This is a genomic window from Methylobacterium fujisawaense (assembly GCF_039619325.1).
In the GTDB taxonomy this organism is placed as follows: Bacteria; Pseudomonadota; Alphaproteobacteria; order Rhizobiales; family Beijerinckiaceae; genus Methylobacterium; species Methylobacterium fujisawaense.
The window spans coordinates 3,913,432-3,931,685 of the sequence record NZ_CP155000.1; the positions used below are offsets into that span (position 1 = coordinate 3,913,432).

Sequence of the window (18,254 nt, forward strand, 5' to 3'; positions counted from 1 at the left end):
CCGGTGCGCGGCACCCGCCCAGGATCGCGGGCCCGGGGGTGACGCCGGCGGCTGTTCCAGAGCCGGAACGGGCCAGGCGCGTTCGCCTCACGGACGATCAGGTCGCCAAGGCCAGGATCCGCCCCAGACGGCCTTCCGGTCCTGCCGGCCGCGCAGTCGGCCCGGATGGCCGCCGGCTTCATCGGTCGGTGCCCTGCTTCGCATCGACCGGCAGCCGGACGACCGGCGCGCGCCGCCGCTCGGGCTCGGGAGACGGACCTCGTTCCGGGCCCGGCCTGAGCGCGGGAAACTCCGCCGCCGTCACCGTTTCCACGTCGAGGAGGAGCGCGGCCCCGCCCTCCAGATCCTGCCGCCGCCGTCTCAGGATCTCTGTCGCCGTCTCGAATGCCCCCGCCACGATGTCCCGGCCGGCAACGTCGATCTCGCGAGCCGTCAGGTCGGACGCGTTCGGCCGGTCGCTGCCGATCTCGGACAGGAACGGGTTCGCGGGTGGCAGATAGGTGCGCTGGCCGACCTCCGGTGTCATCCCGTGCCGGGTCACCATCTCCAGCGCGATCTGGGTCGCGCGCTGCAGGTCGTCCGCGGCACCGGTCGAGACATTCCCGTCGAAGACCAGCGCCTCGGCCGCACGGCCGCCGAGCAGGACCGCGATCCGGTTCCGCAGCGCGCTCGCCGTGATCAGGAACCTGTCCTCGGTGGGACGCTGGATCGTGTAGCCGAGCGCCCCGACGCCGCGCGGGATGATCGAGACCTTCAGGACCGGATCGACACCCGGCAGGCTCGCGGCAACGAGGGCGTGTCCCATCTCGTGGAACGCCACGCGCCTGCGCTCCTCCGGCCCAAGCACGCGGCTGCGCTTCTCAAGCCCGGCCACGATCCGCTCCATGGCGGCCGTGAAGTCGGCATAGGTGACGTCCGCGCCGCCGCGCCGAGTCGCCACGATGGCGGCCTCGTTGACGAGATTGGCGAGGTCGGCGCCGGTGAATCCGGGCGTGATGCCCGCCACCTCGTCCAGGTCGAGCTCCCCGGCGAGCCGGACCTTGCCGACATGCACCTTCAGGATCTCGACACGGCCCTTCCGGTCGGGGCGGTCGACGAGCACCTGCCGGTCGAAACGGCCGGGCCGGAGGAGCGCCGGATCGAGGACCTCCGGCCGGTTCGTCGCAGCGAGAAGGATCACGCCGGTGGTCGGGTCGAACCCGTCGAGTTCCGCGAGGAGCTGGTTGACGGTCTGCTCCCGCTCGTCGTGGCCCCCCAGGATCTGCGTGCCGCTGCGGCTGCGGCCGAGGGAGTCCAGTTCGTCGATGAAGATGATGGCGGGCGCGGCCTCGCGGGCCTGCTCGAACAGGTCTCGCACCCGGGCGGCGCCGACGCCGACGAACATCTCGATGAATTCGGCCCCCGAGATCGAAAAGAACGGCACGCCGGCCTCGCCGGCGACGGCGCGCGCGAGCAGCGTCTTGCCGGTGCCCGGCGGCCCGACGAGCAGGATGCCCTTCGGTGACCGCGCCCCGAGCCGCCCGAAGGACTTGGGATCCTTGAGGAAGGCGACCGTCTCCTGCAATTCGGCCTTGGCCTCGTCGACGCCGGCCACGTCCTTGAACGTCACCTTCGTGTCGGTCTCGACATAGACCTTGGCCTTCGATTTGCTGATGGCCATGAGGCCGCCGAGGCCGCTCCGCCCGGACACGCGGCTGAAGAGGGCGCGCCACAGAAAATAGACGGCGAAGGCAGGCAGGATCCAGGAGAGGAGGCCCGTCATGAAGCCCGTGGATGGGGCTCCCTTGACCACCACGCCCTTGGCTGAAAGCCTGTCGGCGAGGGCTGGATCGACGCGCGTCGCCACCACGTACCGGTGGCCGTTGTCCGCCGGCTCCTTCAGCGTGGCCGCAATCCGGTCGGTGCCGACGGTCGCCTCGGCAATCTTTCCCTGGGCGACCAATTGCTCGAACTGACTGTAGGGGATCGCGTCCGTCTGGCTGAAGCCGACCCAGAGATCGTGGACGAGCAGGACGCCGAAGGAGGCCGCCGCCACGGACCAGAGCGCCCAGCTCAACTTGCGCTGACTCGGGTCCATGAGCGCCTCCCACGTCGCCTCGGGAAGTGCGCCGTTCGGCCGCTCGTCGCTTTGCGCCAGCTCAAATGTCTCGGCCCGTCTGCGACCGCCGCGCGGGGTGGCGACATCCGTCGGTCGAGCGGGCTGAACGCGCAGCCTGTTCGGAGCCGCGGTCGAACGCGGCTCCGCATGACGCCGCAGCGAACCTCCGGTCGCCCCATGCGGACCGGCATGGGGGGCGGCTGCCGCCTGTGACGGGCGACCGTGCTTTGCTGGCCGGATCGGCGCCGAACCCATTGCCGATCAACATCCCGGGGATGGCCCCTCGGCGTGCGTCGCGGCGGGGATCGCTTACGGAGGGGAGAGGGCGGGCGGTCCCGGTCCCGCAACCGAGATCCGCCGCCCGCTCCAGGACGACGGTCTCATCCGCCGACGCCCTCGACCGTCAGGGGCCGGTCCATCGCGATGACGAAGGCGGCGCCTCCGGCGAAGACCGTCATGGGAGCCCCCCGGTCGAGGGCGACACGCAGCACACGGGTCGTCCCGTCTATGGCCACGGCCAGGTCCCGCCCGCGCCACCGGACCCTGAAGTCGAGGCTCTGCCAGTCGGCCGGCAGGCACGGATCGAAAGCGAGCCCGTCAGCCCGCAGCGACAACCCGGCGAAGCCGAGGATCGCTATCATCCAAACCCCGCCGAGGGCCGCGACGTGGATGCCGCCGCCGATCGCCACATGGGTGTCGGCGAGATCGATTGCCGCGCTTCGGCGGAAGTAGCTCAGCGCTGCCTCGGCACGCCCCAGCCGCGCGGCCGCGAGGCCGTGCATGGCCCGGCTCAGGGAGCTCCCGTGCCCGCATCGGGGCTCGTAATGGTCGAAGTTGGTTCCGCCGCTCGCGCCCGGAAAGGCCTCGGGCAGGAGGGCCAGGAGCGCGACGACGTCGGCCTGCTTGATGACCTGCGCCCGCTGCGTCCGCTCGCGCCCCAGCACGACATCCATCGGCACCGAGCGCCCGGCATAGGCGTTCAAATCGACCGTCTCCAAAGCCGAGAAGCCCGCGAACTGCTCGAACAGCCCCGTGGCCGGATCGAAGCCGGTGGCGATGGCCTCCGCCGCCTCACGCCAGTGCGCCAGTTCCGGCTCGCCGAGGTCCAGACTCCGCGCGAGGCGCGCCCACGTCTCCGGCCAGCGGGCCTGCACGAGGGCGGCGACGTCGAAGCCGCGCGCGATGGTCCACCGGGCCATCCCATTGGTGAAGGCGTTGTCGTCCACGCCCTCGTGATACTCGTCCGGCCCGATGACCGTGCGGATGTGACGCCGGCCGTCCGCCTCCAGCGCCGCACGCCAGGTCCAGAACCGGGCCGTCTCCAGGATGATCTCAGCCCCAGCCTCCTGCAGGAAGGCTTCGTCCTCGGTCGCCTGCCAGTATTGCCACACCGCATAGGCCACGTCGGCGCTGATATGCTGCTCCTGGCTGCCGCAGAGGACGTCCAGGATCTTGCGGTCCGGGCCGACCGTCTGGGCGGGCGTGACCTCCGACCCGCTATCGGCCGATTCCCAGGCGTAGAGGGCGCCCCGACCGCCCATCTGCGCGGCCTTGGCGCGGGCCGCGTCCAGGGTGCGGAAGCGGTACATCAGGAGGGTGCGCGCGGCCTCCGGCCAGGTCAGCGCGTAGAAGGGCACGAGAAAGATCTCGGTGTCCCAGAAGACGTGGCCGCGGTAATCGTCCCCCGTGAGGGCGCGGGCTGCGACGGAGACGTGCGGGTCCTCCGGATTCGCCGCCCCGTTCAGGTGGTAGATGGCGAAGCGCAGGGCGGCCTGGGCGGCATCGTCACCGGTCACCCGGATGTCGCTGCAGCGCCAGCGCTCGGCCCAGGCCGCCTCGTGGCGGGCGAGGATGCCGCGCCAGCCGAGCGTGCGCGCGGCGGCCAGTTCCTTGCGGGCCCGGGCGCCCGCATGGACGTCGGTGGCGTGGTGGCGGGTCACCGCGATGATGCGCCGGAAGGTCACGATCTGGCCCGGCTGGGCGGTCCAGCTCCAGTTCCAGGTCAGGTCGCCCCGCATCACGGGCTGGCGCTCGATCCCGTCGACCTCCAGGGAGGCCGCCGCCGCGATGGCGAGGCTCCGGCCGGATCGCCAGGTGCGCCACGCCTTCAGGTCGAGTTCCGCCCGTTCCGGCGCGAGTTCGAAATCCGTGGGCCCGAACGCGGCCTCGAAGGTGAGGTCGCTGACCCCGCTCTCGATCCGAAGCTCGATCACCTGCATGCCGATCGCACGCGCGTGCAGCGACACCAGCCGCAGGGAGCGCAGGCAGACATCGAGCGGGGCGTTGCAGGTCTGGCGGGCCTCCATGAACAGGGCCCCCCGTCGCATGTCCAGGGTCAGAGCCCGCGAGGACCGGTCCGGGCAGCGCATGAGCGGGCCGTCCGGCAGGAGGATGCGGACCTGCGTCCAGTCGGGGGCCGGCACCAGTTCCGGAACCACGCTGTCGGGCGTCGGCGTGTCGAACAATCCGGCGACGTAGATCCGCGGCGGAACAGCCCGGCAGGCGCCGAGATGGGAAGCCAGCCCGCCCCGCACGCCGAGAAAGCCGTTGCTGAGGGCGAAGCGGGTTTCGAAGGTGCTCTCCCGCAGCAATTCGTATCCGGTCTCGCGCAGCAGCCAGGACGGATCGCCTCCAGCGATCATGTCTTCGGCCAAGGTGTCGGCCACGCTCATGCGGCATCTCCCGAAGACGGCGGCGCGATATGCGCGATGCAGATCTCGTCGAAACTCGTGACCACCCGGTCGGCCCCCGCTGCCCGCAATCCGTCGGCGTCGCCGAGGCGGGCGATGCCGATGGCCGTCATGCCGCCGGCCTTGGCGGCCCGGATGCCCACGGGGGCGTCCTCGGCTACAAAACAGCGGGCCGGGACGACCCGCAATTCGGCGGCGGCCAGCAGAAAGATCTCGGGGGCCGGCTTGCCGTGGCGCAGGGCGCGGCCGCAGATGCGGGCCGCGAACGCGTCGAGCAGCGTCCGGTCCGGGCTCAGCGGCACCGCGCGCATCATGGCCTCCGCGTTCTTCGAGGACGAGGCCGCCGCCAGGGGCCAGCCCCGGTCGGCGAGGGCCCGGACGAAGCGGAGGGCGTCCGGAAAGGCCGTCACGCCCTCGGCCGCAACGATCCGCTCGAGACAGCGCTGTTTCGCATCGGCGTAGGCCGACACGAGGCGGTCGGTATCCGGTAGACCCAGCGCGGCGAGGGCCGCGCGGGCGCCGTCGATCCGGGCCTTTCCGGCGACCTGCGCCTGATACAGGGCGGTGGTGAAGGGCCGGGGATCCGCGAAGCCGGCGAGCGCCTCGCGCCAGGCACGTTCATGCGGGGACGCCAGCAGGACGCCGTCGACGTCGAAGATGAAGGCGGGGGCGCGCGGGCGGCGCGTGATCGGTGGAGGCCTCATCCCGTCGCTCCCCCGGCCGAGTGGCGCGTCCTGCGGATCAGCCATCTCCCGGTCGCGCCGAAGACCACAACCGACCTGGCGTCGGCGCGGGAGAGCATCCGGCCGCCGATTGTCAGGAGCGCCAGTGACGTGCGGGCTGGGCCGGCCTCGAGCCTCTCCGGCGACCGATGCGCGTCCGGCAGCCCGCCTGCCGGCGACACCCCGCTCGACGGCATCGGGCCGATCAGGACGCAAAGCCGGTGCTGCGGGCCGATGCGGCCACATCCGCGCGCGGGACGGACCGCTCGGTGAGCCATGCGACCGCCAGCGCCAGTGCTTCGTCGATCGGTCTGGGTTCGTAGCCGAGTTCCCGGCGCGCCTTGCTGTGGTCGAACGCCGTGGAACGCAGCGCAAGGCGCACGCCCTCGCGCACGGCCACCGGACTTCGGTGGAAGATGTGATCGGCGAACCACTCGGCAACGATGGCCACCGCCATCGCGAGGCTGCCCGGCAACGCCATGGACGGCATGCGTCGGCCCGTCATCCGCTCCAGCCTGGAGAGGAGCTGCCGCAGCGGCACGTTCTCGCCGCCCAGCACGTAGCGCTGCCCGGCTTGTCCCTTCTCCCCCACCAGACGCAGCCCCTCGGCCACGTCCCGGACATCGACGAGGTTGAGCGTGCAATCGAGGAAGAACGGCGTCTGCCCGGTCAGGAAGAGGGCGAGCATCGCCGCGGGCGGCGTCATGTTCCAGTCGTCCGGTCCGATCGGGACCGTGGGGCTCGCGATCACGACATCGCGGCCCGCCTGCGCGGCGGCGAACGCCGCCTGCTCGGCCAGGCATTTCGATCGTGTATAGGGACCGGCCATCCGGTCCAGGGATGGGAGATCGCCGTCGCGCACCCGCGCAGCATCCCGAAATCCCGTGAGCAGCACCGCCTCGGTCGAGCAATGCACGACCCGTGCGGCAGGCGGCGCTGCGGCCAGCAGGCGTTCCGTGCCCTCGGCGTTCACGCGGGCCAAGGCACCCCGCTCGGGGGCCCACAGGTGCGCGTCGCCGGCCAGATGATAGACGCGCGCGATCCCGACCATCGCGGACGACAGGGCGGCGGCATCGAGAATCGAGCCGCGGCGATACTCGGCGTCAGCCGAAAGGCCACGCGGGTCGCCACAGTCGAGCACGCGCACGCTGCGCCCTGTGGCAATGATCGACTGGACGAGATGGCGGCCAATAAAGCCGCATCCACCCGTAACGAGATCGACGGCGGTCATCGGATTTCTCTGGAATTCGATGCGATGCTGATGCCCTGCTCATTTATTGCGTTGATCTCGATCAATTGGGCCGGTGTATCGGTGCGGAATTGGCGGCCAATACAATGCAGAGATTGGGCGGCCCGGGTCGGGCGAGCTGGAGGCTTAGGCCAGATCTCGAATGTGCCGCATCGCTTCGGGTGTCAGGAGGTGAGCGCCCCATCCCTGCCGCACCATCGCTCCGGCGCAGGCCGGCCGCGCGAGGAGCATGAGCGCCGCACCCACCACCGGCAGGACGCTCAAGGGATCGAGACGCACCGGCGTCAATTCTTCGCGCGCCTGCGCGAAGGGTCCTGGGCGGCCGACAAACTGCAGGAGCGACGCGACGAGGTTCCGCCGGCGGGCGCCCCGAAGCGCCGCGCCGAGGAGGACTTGCAGGGCGAGCCGCGTGCGCACCCCCGGCCGACCCATGCGGCCGTGCGCGATGCTGTGACCGGCAGATACGCGGACCAGCAGGTCCGCAAGGTTGAGGCCCGCGAGGCTGGCGGCCATCGGCTCGACGAGGCGCGGGTTGCCATCGATGTAGAGCGGGCGCTCACCGCGGTCGTCCGTGAAGTAATCGACGGACAATGCGCCGTGCCAGGACAGATGGGAGCCGATCTTTGCAAGATCGCTGGCGACATTGGGGCGATGAACGCCTTCTTTGAGCGCCGCGCCGCCGCCTGCTCCCTCGACGAGCCTGCGCGTGGCGTGGAACCCGACGAGCCGCCCCTCCTGGAAGACGGCCTGCGCCTGCTCGAGGGGCGCGGACACCCATGCCTGCACGAGGATCGGCTCGCCCGGGGTCGCTACATGCGCGAGTTCGGCCGCGGCACGGTCCCGGTCCGCCTCGCAACGGATCAACCAGGTGCTGCGGCTCGCCGTGCCCAGGGCGGCCTTCACGACGAACGGGTAGGCCGCGTGCTGGGCGAGGCTGCGCGGATCGTCGAGCAAATGTGTTGGGGGCTGTTGCAGGCCGAGCTCGGTCAGCAGGCCGCGAAAACCGAGCTTCGTCAGGACGCGCTCGTAGCTTTCGAAGGCCGGAACCGCGAACGCAACCCGCGGGCGCAGTTCGTCGGCCAAGCGGGCGACGAGGTATCCCTGCTCGTGGATGGGCAGGAGGACATCGAATCTCTCCCGCGAGAGCGTCTCGTGGAGGAAGTGTCGAAACCCCTCCGGATCCGTGCCGAGGGGCGGGCAGCGATAGCGGCGGACGACCAAGCGCGAGAACCGCCCAAGGCAGATCCGGGCCGGATCGCAGTAGGCGACCTCGTGCCCGGCGAGCGCCAGGGCCGTGATGGCTTGGCGCGCAGACGTGCTGCTGCCCTCGGTCAGGAGAACGCGCATGCGGTGCTCGTCGCCTCCAGGATGCTCGGCGGCATGCCCATCGCGCCGAGGCCGTCGATGCCCGTGTCGATGCCTTCAGGGCAGAGCGTCCGTCCGCGCCAGGACGCGCCGATGGCGGAGGCCCGTTATGGTCCGGATACGGGCGCCTCGCCGGGACGAGCAGACGGACACCGCTGTCGCGGCGGGGGTACGCATGGCCGGTCGCGAAGCCACCGCGCCCCGGGCTCGCGGACGTCCAGAAGACCACCTGCCGCGCGCCGCGCCCGCCCGGCCGCGATGATTCTGCCGCCTGTCGATCATGGGCGGCCGGCCCTCTGCGAACCCACGGTCCGGGCACGCGTCTCGCAGTCGTCCGCGTCCGGCCGTTCCTCGCGCGTGATCGCCCCGTCCTCGATGTGCACGATCCGATCGGCGAAGCGGAAGAGACGCGCGTCGTGCGTCACGACGAGGACGGCCCGCCCGCGCTGCTTCGCCGCCGATGACAGGATGGCCATGATCGCCCGACCGTTTTCCGAGTCGAGAGCGGCCGTCGGCTCATCCGCGAGGATGACGGACGGATCCGCGACCAGCGCCCGCGCGATCGCGACGCGCTGCTGCTCGCCGCCGCTCAGCTCGCGCGGGAACGCGTTCAGCTTGGCGGAGAGGCCGACATCGGCGAGGACCGCGGCGCTCTTCGCGGTCGCCCCGGGTCCGCGCTCGCTGCGGATATCGAGGGCGAGCTGGACGTTCTCCGCCGCGGTGAGCGTGGAGAACAGATGGTAGGATTGGAAGACAAAGCCGATGTGCCGCCACCGGATGGCCGCCAGCGCCTCCGGCCGGGCGTCGCCGGTCGGGACGCCGCAGACCCGCACGGTCCCGCTCGTGGGCGTCAACATGCAGCCCAGGATGGACAGCAGGGTCGTCTTGCCGCTGCCCGAGGGCCCGACCAGGACCGTCAACTCGTGGGCGCGGACGACAAGGTCGAGCGCCCGCACCGCCTCGACGCGCGTCGGCCCCTGCCCGTAGGTCTTGCACACCCGCGCGGCTTCGATCGCGGCACTCATCGGGTGAGCACGCTCGCGGGATCGACCCGGATGATCCGGACGATGGAGGCGATGCCGGAGGCGACGCACATGAGGAGCGTGAGGGCGAAGGCGACCGCCACCAAGGCGGGCGTAATCACGACCGGGGCGACGCTCGTCGCGGTCAGACGCTCGACCCCGATACTGATCACGGTCGCCACCGAGAGACCGATCAGCGCGTTCACGAGCGCCTGGAAGGCGATGACCCTGTAGATGTATCGGTTGGAGGCACCGATCGCCCGGACCATCGCAAATTCGTAGAGGTGCTCCTTCGTGCTGGAGTAGAGCGTCTGCGCGATGATGACGGTCCCGACGATGATGGAGAGCAGGGCGCCCGCGACGAGAGCCGCGCCGGCCCCCGTCCGGTAGAGCCAGAAATTCAGGGACCGCGCGCGAAACTGTTCCGGCGTGAGCGCCTCCATGCCGGAGACACGCGCCTGCGCCTCCTGCCGGATGCGCGCGATGTCGGCCCCCGGCTTCGCCCGGATGAGAAAGTACGTGACCAGATTGGCCGGTAATCCGACATAGGATCGGGCGCTGCGGAAATCGGTGAAGACGTAGGGCCGCGTCGTGAAGGAGCGCAGGCCGGAGGTGACCGCCCCGACCGTCACCGGGTGCCCGCGAACCTGTGCCGTCTCGCCGCGCGCAGACACGCCCAGCTGGTCTGCGTAGGACCGTTCGAGCGACACGGTGCCGGCGGTCGCGAGATCGTCGAGGCCACCCTCCACGATGTTCCACGGCGCCAGGCCACCGACCGGGTCGGACGCGATGATGAAGATCCCGATCAATCCGCCGTCCGGCGGCAGCCAAGCCGAGAAGCCCGCCACCACCGGGACGGCCTCCGACACCCCGTCGACGGCGCTCAGCTCCTGGCGCATCTCCGCGTCGAGAATCGAGATGTCCTCGAAGTACTGCGTTCCTTTCGAGACGATCCAGAGATCGGCTGCGGTGTGATCGACGATCAGCGTCACCATCCGCCCGAAGCCGTAGAACAAGCCCATCTGCACCAGGATGAGGACGACCGAGAGCACGATCCCGATGACGGCGGCCACGAACCGAAGCCGATCCTGAAGTAGATTTCGGAGCGCCAGCGTCATGACAAGCGGCATTCGCGTGCTCGATATGTGCCATTGTCATGTAAAAATCAGCATAAATTGCCAGTAATGAGATTGATATGGATCAATTGCGGCGCCGTGACTCTGTATCCACATTCAACTTGATCTTGATCTGGAGGGCGATATGGGCCGCGCGTGGTGTGTCGCCGGGGCGGCGGCAGCGATGGTCCTGGTCGGCTCCCGCGCTTGCGCAGAAGACGCTTTCGAGGGGCGATACCTGCAGAACCGGCCATGCCGTGGCGACAGGACCGATCCCCCGAGCCTGAGGGTGACGATCACACCGCAGCAGATCACGTACGCGGGCGGAACATGCGCGATAAAGACCAGGCGCGGCGAAGGGAGCAGGCTCATCTTCGGCGTCGCGTGCCGGTTTCGCAGCGGCATCACGATGGGATCGGACATCGTCTTTACGCGCCAGCGGGGCGGCGTCTGGCACATGACCCAGGGGGACGGGGATTTCGAGGCCGACATCTACAGGTGTCCGGACTGAATCCGAGCCGTGGCTGAAGGGAGCCGGACCTGCTGTCGCCGCCGCGTCGAGGCCCCGGCGGTGAGCGCTTCTGCACGACGATCACCGGAGCCTACCTTGTGTGTCGCGGCCCTCTGCAGGGTCACAGTCTCTCGCCCGCCTCAGTCGGGCCATGGGCTGCGTGTGCGTTTCACCTGGTCAGGCGCGCCGACTCGGGTAAGCCGTTTCCGGCCCTGCTCCGACAGGTCACCGAGTGTCTCAGTCGGGTGGTTTTGCGACAGCCTGCTTCTGGGCAAGGGTTTGGAAGACGCAGACGCGGCTGCGGCGGCGACACGCCCGGCTCCAACGTCTGTGCGCGCTGCGTGAGCCTCACGGATTGCCCGAAGGCGATTGCCGGCCAATCCCGATCAGGTCGCCGTGAGACGCTTCTCGTTCGCAGCCACGTGCTCACGATAGCGGGCGACAACCACGTCGACAGAACCTCCGGTCATCAAGGTGCCCGAGGCCTCGATGAAAGCGCTGATCTTCTCGCTGACCATTCGGTGCGCCTCAAGCTGACCGTCGGCACCGCCCAAGGCGAGTTTCACAAGCCGAAGTTCGACGACCCTTTGCGCCTCGAGAGCGAGCAGGGTCACGGCATAGGGGTTGTACATCGCGCACTCCGAGCCACGCCGCGCGAGAACCGACGCGACTGCGACAAACGAAAAGGGCGGCCGAAGCGACCGCCCTCGGGTTGATTGCCGGATCGAGGAGGATCGCTCGACCTTCGGTCCGGCGTCTCAGCGCACGCGCGCTCAGCCCTGCTGCGCGATGCCGGAGAAGGTCTTGCCGGCCTCCTCGATGGCGCGGGCCGAGGTCTCGGAGATGGCTTTGCCGTCCTGAACCATGGATTGCAGTCCCTCACGGACGAGCTCGCTCTGGATCGCGGAGTACTCCTGCACCGATTTGGCGCGAGCCAGCTTGTTCAGGCCGTCGAGGTTGCGCTGCCACTGCTTCTGGCTCAGCGAAAGCCAGATCCGTGACGTGTCCTGGAAGGCCTGGGTGATCACGGTCCCGCAGCGAACGACCGCTTCCATGTTCTGCTTGGACTGCCGAGCCAAGCGCTCGCTGCCCTCGCCCGTGTAGCCGAGGGTGCGGCTGAAGCGATCCGCGGCTTGGCGCGCTTGGTGCGAGGCCGTCTCGACGCCTTTCTGCACGATGTGCTGGGTGTTCTCCGCGGCGCGCTCGTTGAGATCGACGAGCTTGTTCACACCGTCGCGAGCGGCGTCGGCGAATTGTGTGGTCTGCTCGGCGGACTTGTCGGCGTTGGCCTTCAGGGTCTCGGCGGCCTTGTCGAACTGCCTGTTGTGCCTGTTCTGGTCAGTGTTTTGATTGGATGTCATTGTAAATTCCTGTCCTATAATCGATTGGCGATGTCTGCTCTGCGAAATTCAGATGCCAATCGGCATGCGGGGATAGTTATTTATCCCTCTTATTGCGCCTCATTTAAATCGTGCGCCGGATCATATAAACAATGTCTGAGATGAAGATTTGATCCAAATAATGATCCGTGATTTTCCAGAACGGAGATACTTAAATGATAAGTCGCTGATTGCGCTGCACAATAAAAGTTTCGGCAGGATGCACTGCGGTCGGGTGGGTCGCGTGAGACCGCGACGGCGTATTGGGCGCAGGCCGTCCCGTGGTCGCCAACGGCTTGCGAGGCGCTCAGGAGGCCCGGGCTGCCGCGTAGCGGTCGTCAGCGGCACGATCCTCGCGGTCGACGCCGCCGGTCATGGTCAAGCTGTAGTCCGGCCCCGGTCGGGAGAACCGCCCGAGATCGCCCGTCAGCGGAGCCGCCGCGGGCCTCGGCGTGGGCGTCGAGCGGCCATTCGGCGCCTGCCGTCTGACGTTCCGCGGGTCCGTCTCGCGAAGCTCGGCCGCCAGGACGTCGACCCTTGCCGGAGCGATCGTGACCCGCGCCGGAAACCGCCGGCCTCCTCTCCGACGCTCGGCACGCGCTCGCCGTCGCACGCGGTGATCGCGACGAGCTTGGCCATGCGGTCGAGCACGAGCGTCCGGTCGTCGGCGGTCCCGCCGGCGGTATCGAGCGCCCTCTCGATCGCAGCCGTGTTCCGCGCGCGGGTGGCCAGGTCGCCCCGGGTGGCCTCGCGCTCGGCCTGCTTCCGGAGCTCCGTGGTGATCGAGGCGTTCGAAAGGTCGCGGACCGGCAGCGGGCCCTGTCCGCTTCGGAGACGCCAACGAAGGACGCCGGATCGGCGAGACGGGCGGGTTTGCGCTCGTCTGCCTGCGAGCGACGACGCATCAAACCGAACATCGCCTCGGCCAAACTGACGGGCTTCAGACCTGGCCGTGATGGAAGCAGGGGTTACGTCTTGTCCGGCTCGGTCGAGGGGCCGGCAACGGTTCCCAGGCCGTTGCCCAGGTTCACTCCCCTGTGAGGCGGTACTCCGCTCGGCAATACGGGGGCGGTTGCGGGCGCCTCCTGCACCTGTGCGAGGCCGGCGTCCACCTCGTGGATGAGGTCTGCAAAGTCGTAGGGCTTGCTGAGCAGGCGTGTGCCCGGCGGCAGCGCCCGCTGAAGATCCGATCCGGCTCCCGAGGTGACAATGATGCCGACAGCGGGCCAACGGTGATGAACGAGGTGGGCAAGGGCCACACCATCACCCACGATGCCGCGCCCCGTCACCAGCATGCTCACCGGGGTCGGTCCTTCGAGCACCGCCAGCGCCTCGGCGGCTGTGCGGACCTCTATGGCCTGAAAGCCAACATCCTCCAGCATGTCGGCCGTGACCATACGGACAAGTTCATCGGCCTCGGCGATGAGGATGGCTAAAGGCCTGCTGTCAGACACAGACATGCTCCGCGTGATCAGGGCGGGAGCGCTCGCTGCTCTCAGGCACTGACGGCCGGGTCCGAAGCCAGTGATTCCCCCTTATGCGCCAATTGTCCGCCGGGCGCGATGACCTTGGTTGTGGCAGCGCGTCACCCGAGGGCGCGCCCTGGTCCGGCCGCCTTTCGCCCAGAGCCGAACTTGCCGGACGGCCCGAATGGCTTCTGTGGACGCCCCTGCTTTCGGGGCGTCCAACAGCGGGCCGAAGGGCCGACATGGGTCGGCAGCGGACGGACCGCGCGGGGTGAGTTTCTGCCGGTCTGTTCCAGGGCGCAGAGACGTTGAGCGGGCCTTGCCCTCCCGCTTGCTCACGATCCCAAGCAGCCGATCCCACCGGTAAAGATTGGGCATGCGGATGAAGACCAACTCCGCCGGTTCGCTATGGGGCGCCTTCAGCAGACCGCCGTTTGTGACCGCTTCGAACTGGAGCGTTCCGCTAGGACAAGCCTTACTGGACTGTCAGACACACAGTGCGCTTCCGGGTCGAACCAAGCCGCTGTCCCATTCGGTCAAGCTGCCGTGCTCAGCTTCGGTATGCTGCCGCGCGCCGCGATCCGATGTGGCTCTCGACGGTTTCTCTGTTCTGACGGTCGGCAAAGCCGGTCCGGCGAGAGGGCGCTGCATTCGGCGCGTCTGGGGGATCGAGATTTTTCCTGAAGCCGCCTGCCTGTGCGGGCAATTCCGAGGAGACGGTCATGGATGTCACCAGACGGATCTTCGCCGCCGGCGCCGCGACGATCCCGTTCGTCGGCTCGGGCCTGCCTCTCGCCCGGGCTCAGAGCACGGCCCAGGACGCGCCACTCATCGGCAACAACGCGGTGGCCGATCCGATCGAGCTGGCGACGGACGCCTATATCTACGGCTACCCGCTCGTCACCATGGAGATGACCCGGCGCGTGCTCACCAATGTGGCGGCGCCTGAGGGCAAGAACGCCCCGATGGGCCAATTCGCCAATCTGCGCGAATATCCAGACGCGAAGTTCCGGGCCGTCACCGCACCAAACGCGGATACTCTGTACTCCAGCGCCTTCATCGATGTCGGGACAGAGCCCCACCTTCTCAGCATCCCGGAGGAGGACGGCCGATACTATCTCATGCCGATGCTGAGCGCCTGGACGAACGTGTTCGCCGTGCCGGGCAAGCGCACGACGGGAACCGGGCCACAAACCTACTTCATCGCCGGACCCGGCTGGAGCGGCAGCGTGCCGTCCGGCGCCAAGCTGATCCAGGCGCCGACTAACCTGATCTGGATCCTTGGCCGGACCTACTGCACGGGGGCTCCCGAGGATTATAGTGCCGTGCACGCGCTGCAGGACCAGTACCGGCTCATCCCGGCGAGCGCGGCCGGCAAGCCGTACACACCGCCTCCGGGGCGCGTCGATCCGAGCGTCGACACGAAGACGGCGGTGCGCGAGCAGGTCAACCGCATGGATGCGACGACCTACTTCAACATGCTGGCCACTCTGATGAAGGACAACGCGCCGGCGCTCGCCGATGGGGTTCCGGTCGCCAAGATGGCCTCACTCGGCATCGTGCCGGGCCAGCCCTTCGATCCCGCACGCCTGCCGCCTGCCACCCGCGCGGCAATCGCGCAGGCGCCGAAGGAGGCCATTCCTCGCATCATGGGGCACATGAAGGCGGCGGGACAGCACGTAAACGGCTGGACCTTCACGACCAACGGCGGGGATTACGGCAAGGATTACCTGCAACGCGCTCTGGTGACGGCGGTCGGGCTCGGCTGCAACTTGCCGCAGGACGCAGTCTACCCGGTGGCCACGGTTGATGCCGCGGGCCGTCGGCTGACCGGCGCCTCGACCTACGTGATGCGTTTCCCGGCCGGCGAGCTACCGCCCGTCAACGGCTTCTGGTCGCTGACGATGTATGACGCGGACTACTTTTTCGTCGAGAACCCGATCAACCGCTATTCATTGAGCCCGCGCGACAGCCTCAAGTCCAACCCGGACGGCTCGGTTGATCTCCTCATCCAGCATGAGAGCCCTGGCGCGCAGCGGGAGGCGAACTGGCTCCCTGCCCCGGCCGGGCCTTTCATCCTGATGCTCCGCACCTACTGGCCGAAGGACGTCCTCCTGAACGGCTCCTGGGCGCCGCCGCCGGTCACCCGCAGCTCCAGCGCCACGCTCTAGGCCGCACGGCCGGATCCCTGCCCGAGAGGCAGCGCTCCATAAGATCCAATCCGCGAACGTCCGCCTGCGACGGTGACGCAGTCCGTTGCGACCGCCCCGCTGAAGGCCGGCTCCCCACCCCGAGCCGAAGTCGCTTTACCGCAGGCAAACGTCTCCTTTGAGGACGAGACGAACGCGGTCCTGACGACCGAGTTGGGTCGAAACCTGCAGGGCCGCTCAGGGCGAGAGCGGTCCGACCGCTTTCGGACCGCCAGGCAGGGAAGCCGACGTCGGTTCCGCGCCTGCACACGACCCATGGCAGGCCAATGGCAGGCCCGTGACAGGCCCGCTTCGTCGTCACCGCATCGGCCTGATCGCGGGTGAGCACGCTGATGGCCGGTCGATCCGCAGCACCTTCGGTGTCCGCGTGATGGCCGGGGTGACCAAGCTCAATGCCAAATCCGGTTCGTTGCGCTATCCTGCCGCTGACGCGCCGGGGGGAACGCCCTGCTTGGCATAGACGGAAAGAGCCCGCTCATGTTCGATGAATACGGCATTCCACGCGGCGCTGAGTTGAACGAAGTCCCGCTGCCCGCGCTGTATCATTTCGTCTATTGCAGCCGTGCCGCGGACGGCGTCGACGACGCCGAGGTCGGCCGCATCGTCAAGGCGGCCCAGCTCCACAATCTCGCGCATGGCATCACCGGGGTCCTGGTGTTCGGCAGCGGCGTCTTCTTCCAGTGGATCGAGGGGCCGGCTGCCCAGATACACAAGCTGATCGCGCGCCTGCATGGCGATTCGCGCCATTACGATGTCGTTTCGCTGAGCCAGAGCGAGGAAGAGCGAGAGCGTCTCTATCCGAACTGGGAAATGGAGAAGGTCGAAGCCGAGGACATCCGCATGGTCCTGACGGACGCGCTTGAAAGCGCCGAAGACAAGAGCAACATCGCGGCCCTCAAGCGGATTCTCAAACAACTCGATTCGGGACCGCTCGATTCGCTGGGACGAAGCTGATCGGGCCAGCCAGTCGATCCCGACCGTTGTCTCACCCGCGCGCAAAACTTTTTCTTTCGACCGAGCCGGGCTGCGTTGTCTTATCATAGGAAATTTGACTTAGCCTTTACATCCTCGCCGACTACAGTTCTCATGCTGCGCAGCGATCGATAGGCCAGCAAGGCCGCCGACGCTGTGGCGCCAGGGGGGGACGATGCAGAATTTCGGTTCGTCCGACCATCTGGGAGGCGACGGTCTCCCGCACGATACCGAACGTGCGACCGAGGCTCGTCGGCTCTATGCGCGCAAGCGTGCCGCCGAGGCCGCACGCGAGCGCTGCCTGGCCCTGGGGCAGGTCGTCCAGACCGAGATCATCCCGCAATTGGTTCTGCGCCATCGCGGTTTGGGGACCGAGGGAGCCATACCCGCCTTCAAACCAGACGCGGGACAGATCGCGGCCTTCACCGATCTCACGCTCGCGACGGACGATGGGGCCGTCATCGAGGCTTTCTCGGCCCTGGTGGCGGCCGGCCACCCTGTCGATCGCCTGTTCCTCGATCTTCTGGCCCCCTCCGCGGCTCTCTTGGGCCGGATGTGGGACGAGGATCTGTGCGACTTCGTCGAGGTCACCACGGGGGTGGCCCGTCTCCAACGGCTCGTCGCGCGTTTCCGAGCCGCGCCGGGGACCGCCTCGCGCGATGATCGGCGTCGTCTGCTCCTGATGGGCGCTCCAGGTGAACAGCACACGTTCGGCGTGCGGATCGTCGAGCAATTCCTGCGTCGGGCAGGCTGGGCCGTGTCGATCGGCCTCTCCTCCAGTCCAGAGGAGATCGCCGCTCTGGTGGCGTCCGAATGGTTCGGCGTCGTCGGGCTGACGCTCAGCAGCGAGACGCGCGTCGACCAGCTCGCCACGGCGATCCGCTCCGTGCGCGATGCGTCGTGCAACCGAGCCATCTGCGTGATGGTCGGAGGACCGATGTTTCTGCAGCAGCCGGACCTCGTCCAACGGGTCGGAGCGGACGCATCCGCGGTGGACGCGGCGACGGCGGTGCTACTCGCGCAACGACTGCTCGATCTTGCGGCCGACGAGGCCGGGACGTCAGGAGCAGACGCGGTTGCGACCGAGTGCGGGGCCTGACACCGGCGCAGGAGAAGCAAGGCCCCATCAGCCTCCCTGCGGCTCTGAGGGGTCAGCCTGCCCCCCGGCATCCGGCCGATCGAGCCTCGGTATCGCTCTCAGGGGACGGGCGCGAGGCGGCCGACTGGGGCGGCCCGAAGACGGTCCCTGTGCCGTCTGGCGAAGGGCCAGGGGCCGCTGACTACCCCGGGGCGACGTTGCCGGGCGGCCTGGGAATGGCGGCGTCCGAGAGCCGACGTTCAAGCGGTCGGTCGGGCGCGTGTCTGCCCCCTCGCGGGGGCAGCCAGGCCGTCACCGGCAGCGGGACGTCTGCGGGCGGGCAAGCCGCTGCCCGGATCCGATCCAGACTCGCGTTG

14 protein-coding genes are annotated in these 18,254 nt (G+C 68.6%); 4 read left to right on the top strand and 10 right to left on the bottom strand.

Annotation, left to right across the window (positions count from 1 at the left end; genetic code table 11):
• Window positions 1–178: 178 nt before the first annotated feature.
• The 7 genes from ftsH to ABC766_RS18545 all read right to left on the bottom strand — a co-directional run bounded on the left by ftsH (window position 179) and on the right by ABC766_RS18545 (window position 10,219).
• Window positions 179–2,077 carry an ATP-dependent zinc metalloprotease FtsH gene (ftsH, locus tag ABC766_RS18515; RefSeq protein ID WP_345819193.1) on the bottom strand — a complete coding sequence of 633 codons (1,899 nt, stop codon included), beginning with the start codon at window positions 2,075–2,077 and terminating at the stop codon, window positions 179–181.
• Between the two features lie 401 nt (window positions 2,078–2,478).
• Window positions 2,479–4,770 carry a glycoside hydrolase family 65 protein gene (locus ABC766_RS18520; RefSeq protein ID WP_345819194.1) on the bottom strand — a complete coding sequence of 764 codons (2,292 nt, stop codon included), beginning with the start codon at window positions 4,768–4,770 and terminating at the stop codon, window positions 2,479–2,481.
• Window positions 4,767–5,492, bottom strand: coding sequence for an HAD family phosphatase (locus ABC766_RS18525; RefSeq protein ID WP_345819195.1), 726 nt, complete (start codon window positions 5,490–5,492; stop codon window positions 4,767–4,769). The genes ABC766_RS18520 and ABC766_RS18525 overlap by 4 nt, the downstream gene beginning before the upstream one ends.
• Before the next feature lie 223 nt (window positions 5,493–5,715).
• Complete coding sequence (locus ABC766_RS18530; RefSeq protein ID WP_345819196.1) at window positions 5,716–6,741, bottom strand: NAD-dependent epimerase/dehydratase family protein; 1,026 nt, start codon at window positions 6,739–6,741, stop codon at window positions 5,716–5,718.
• A 144-nt stretch (window positions 6,742–6,885) separates the two neighbouring features.
• Complete coding sequence (locus ABC766_RS18535; protein ID WP_345819197.1) at window positions 6,886–8,106, bottom strand: ATP-grasp domain-containing protein; 1,221 nt, start codon at window positions 8,104–8,106, stop codon at window positions 6,886–6,888.
• A 296-nt stretch (window positions 8,107–8,402) separates the two neighbouring features.
• On the bottom strand, window positions 8,403–9,149 hold the full coding sequence (locus ABC766_RS18540; RefSeq protein ID WP_345819198.1) for an ABC transporter ATP-binding protein: 747 nt from the start codon (window positions 9,147–9,149) through the stop codon (window positions 8,403–8,405).
• Window positions 9,146–10,219 carry an ABC transporter permease gene (locus ABC766_RS18545; RefSeq protein WP_345819199.1) on the bottom strand — a complete coding sequence of 358 codons (1,074 nt, stop codon included), beginning with the start codon at window positions 10,217–10,219 and terminating at the stop codon, window positions 9,146–9,148. The genes ABC766_RS18540 and ABC766_RS18545 overlap by 4 nt, the downstream gene beginning before the upstream one ends.
• Window positions 10,220–10,550: 331 nt before the next feature.
• On the opposite strand from ABC766_RS18545, the gene ABC766_RS18550 reads away from it, so the two are divergent.
• Complete coding sequence (locus tag ABC766_RS18550) at window positions 10,551–10,772, top strand: hypothetical protein (RefSeq protein ID WP_251982472.1); 222 nt, start codon at window positions 10,551–10,553, stop codon at window positions 10,770–10,772.
• Between the two features lie 386 nt (window positions 10,773–11,158).
• On the opposite strand, the gene ABC766_RS18555 is transcribed toward ABC766_RS18550, so the two are convergent.
• From ABC766_RS18555 to ABC766_RS18565, 3 genes are all read right to left on the bottom strand, one after another.
• On the bottom strand, window positions 11,159–11,404 hold the full coding sequence (locus ABC766_RS18555) for a hypothetical protein (RefSeq protein ID WP_043356801.1): 246 nt from the start codon (window positions 11,402–11,404) through the stop codon (window positions 11,159–11,161).
• 141 nt (window positions 11,405–11,545) lie between these two features.
• Window positions 11,546–12,133 (bottom strand): phasin family protein, encoded by a 588-nt coding sequence (locus ABC766_RS18560; RefSeq protein ID WP_342142825.1) that lies wholly within the window; start codon window positions 12,131–12,133, stop codon window positions 11,546–11,548.
• Between the two features lie 986 nt (window positions 12,134–13,119).
• Window positions 13,120–13,605 (bottom strand): response regulator, encoded by a 486-nt coding sequence (locus ABC766_RS18565; protein WP_078947140.1) that lies wholly within the window; start codon window positions 13,603–13,605, stop codon window positions 13,120–13,122.
• Between the two features lie 734 nt (window positions 13,606–14,339).
• On the opposite strand from ABC766_RS18565, the gene ABC766_RS18570 reads away from it, so the two are divergent.
• The 3 genes from ABC766_RS18570 (at window position 14,340) to ABC766_RS18580 (ending at window position 17,898) form a co-directional block, all read left to right on the top strand.
• Window positions 14,340–15,788 carry a DUF1254 domain-containing protein gene (locus ABC766_RS18570; protein WP_345819201.1) on the top strand — a complete coding sequence of 483 codons (1,449 nt, stop codon included), beginning with the start codon at window positions 14,340–14,342 and terminating at the stop codon, window positions 15,786–15,788.
• 516 nt (window positions 15,789–16,304) lie between these two features.
• Window positions 16,305–16,781, top strand: coding sequence for a BLUF domain-containing protein (locus ABC766_RS18575; RefSeq protein ID WP_345819202.1), 477 nt, complete (start codon window positions 16,305–16,307; stop codon window positions 16,779–16,781).
• A gap of 193 nt (window positions 16,782–16,974) precedes the next feature.
• The gene (locus tag ABC766_RS18580; RefSeq protein ID WP_083936174.1) at window positions 16,975–17,898 is read left to right on the top strand and encodes a cobalamin-dependent protein; all 924 of its coding nucleotides are present in this window, start codon (window positions 16,975–16,977) and stop codon (window positions 17,896–17,898) included.
• Window positions 17,899–18,254: the final 356 nt, after the last annotated feature.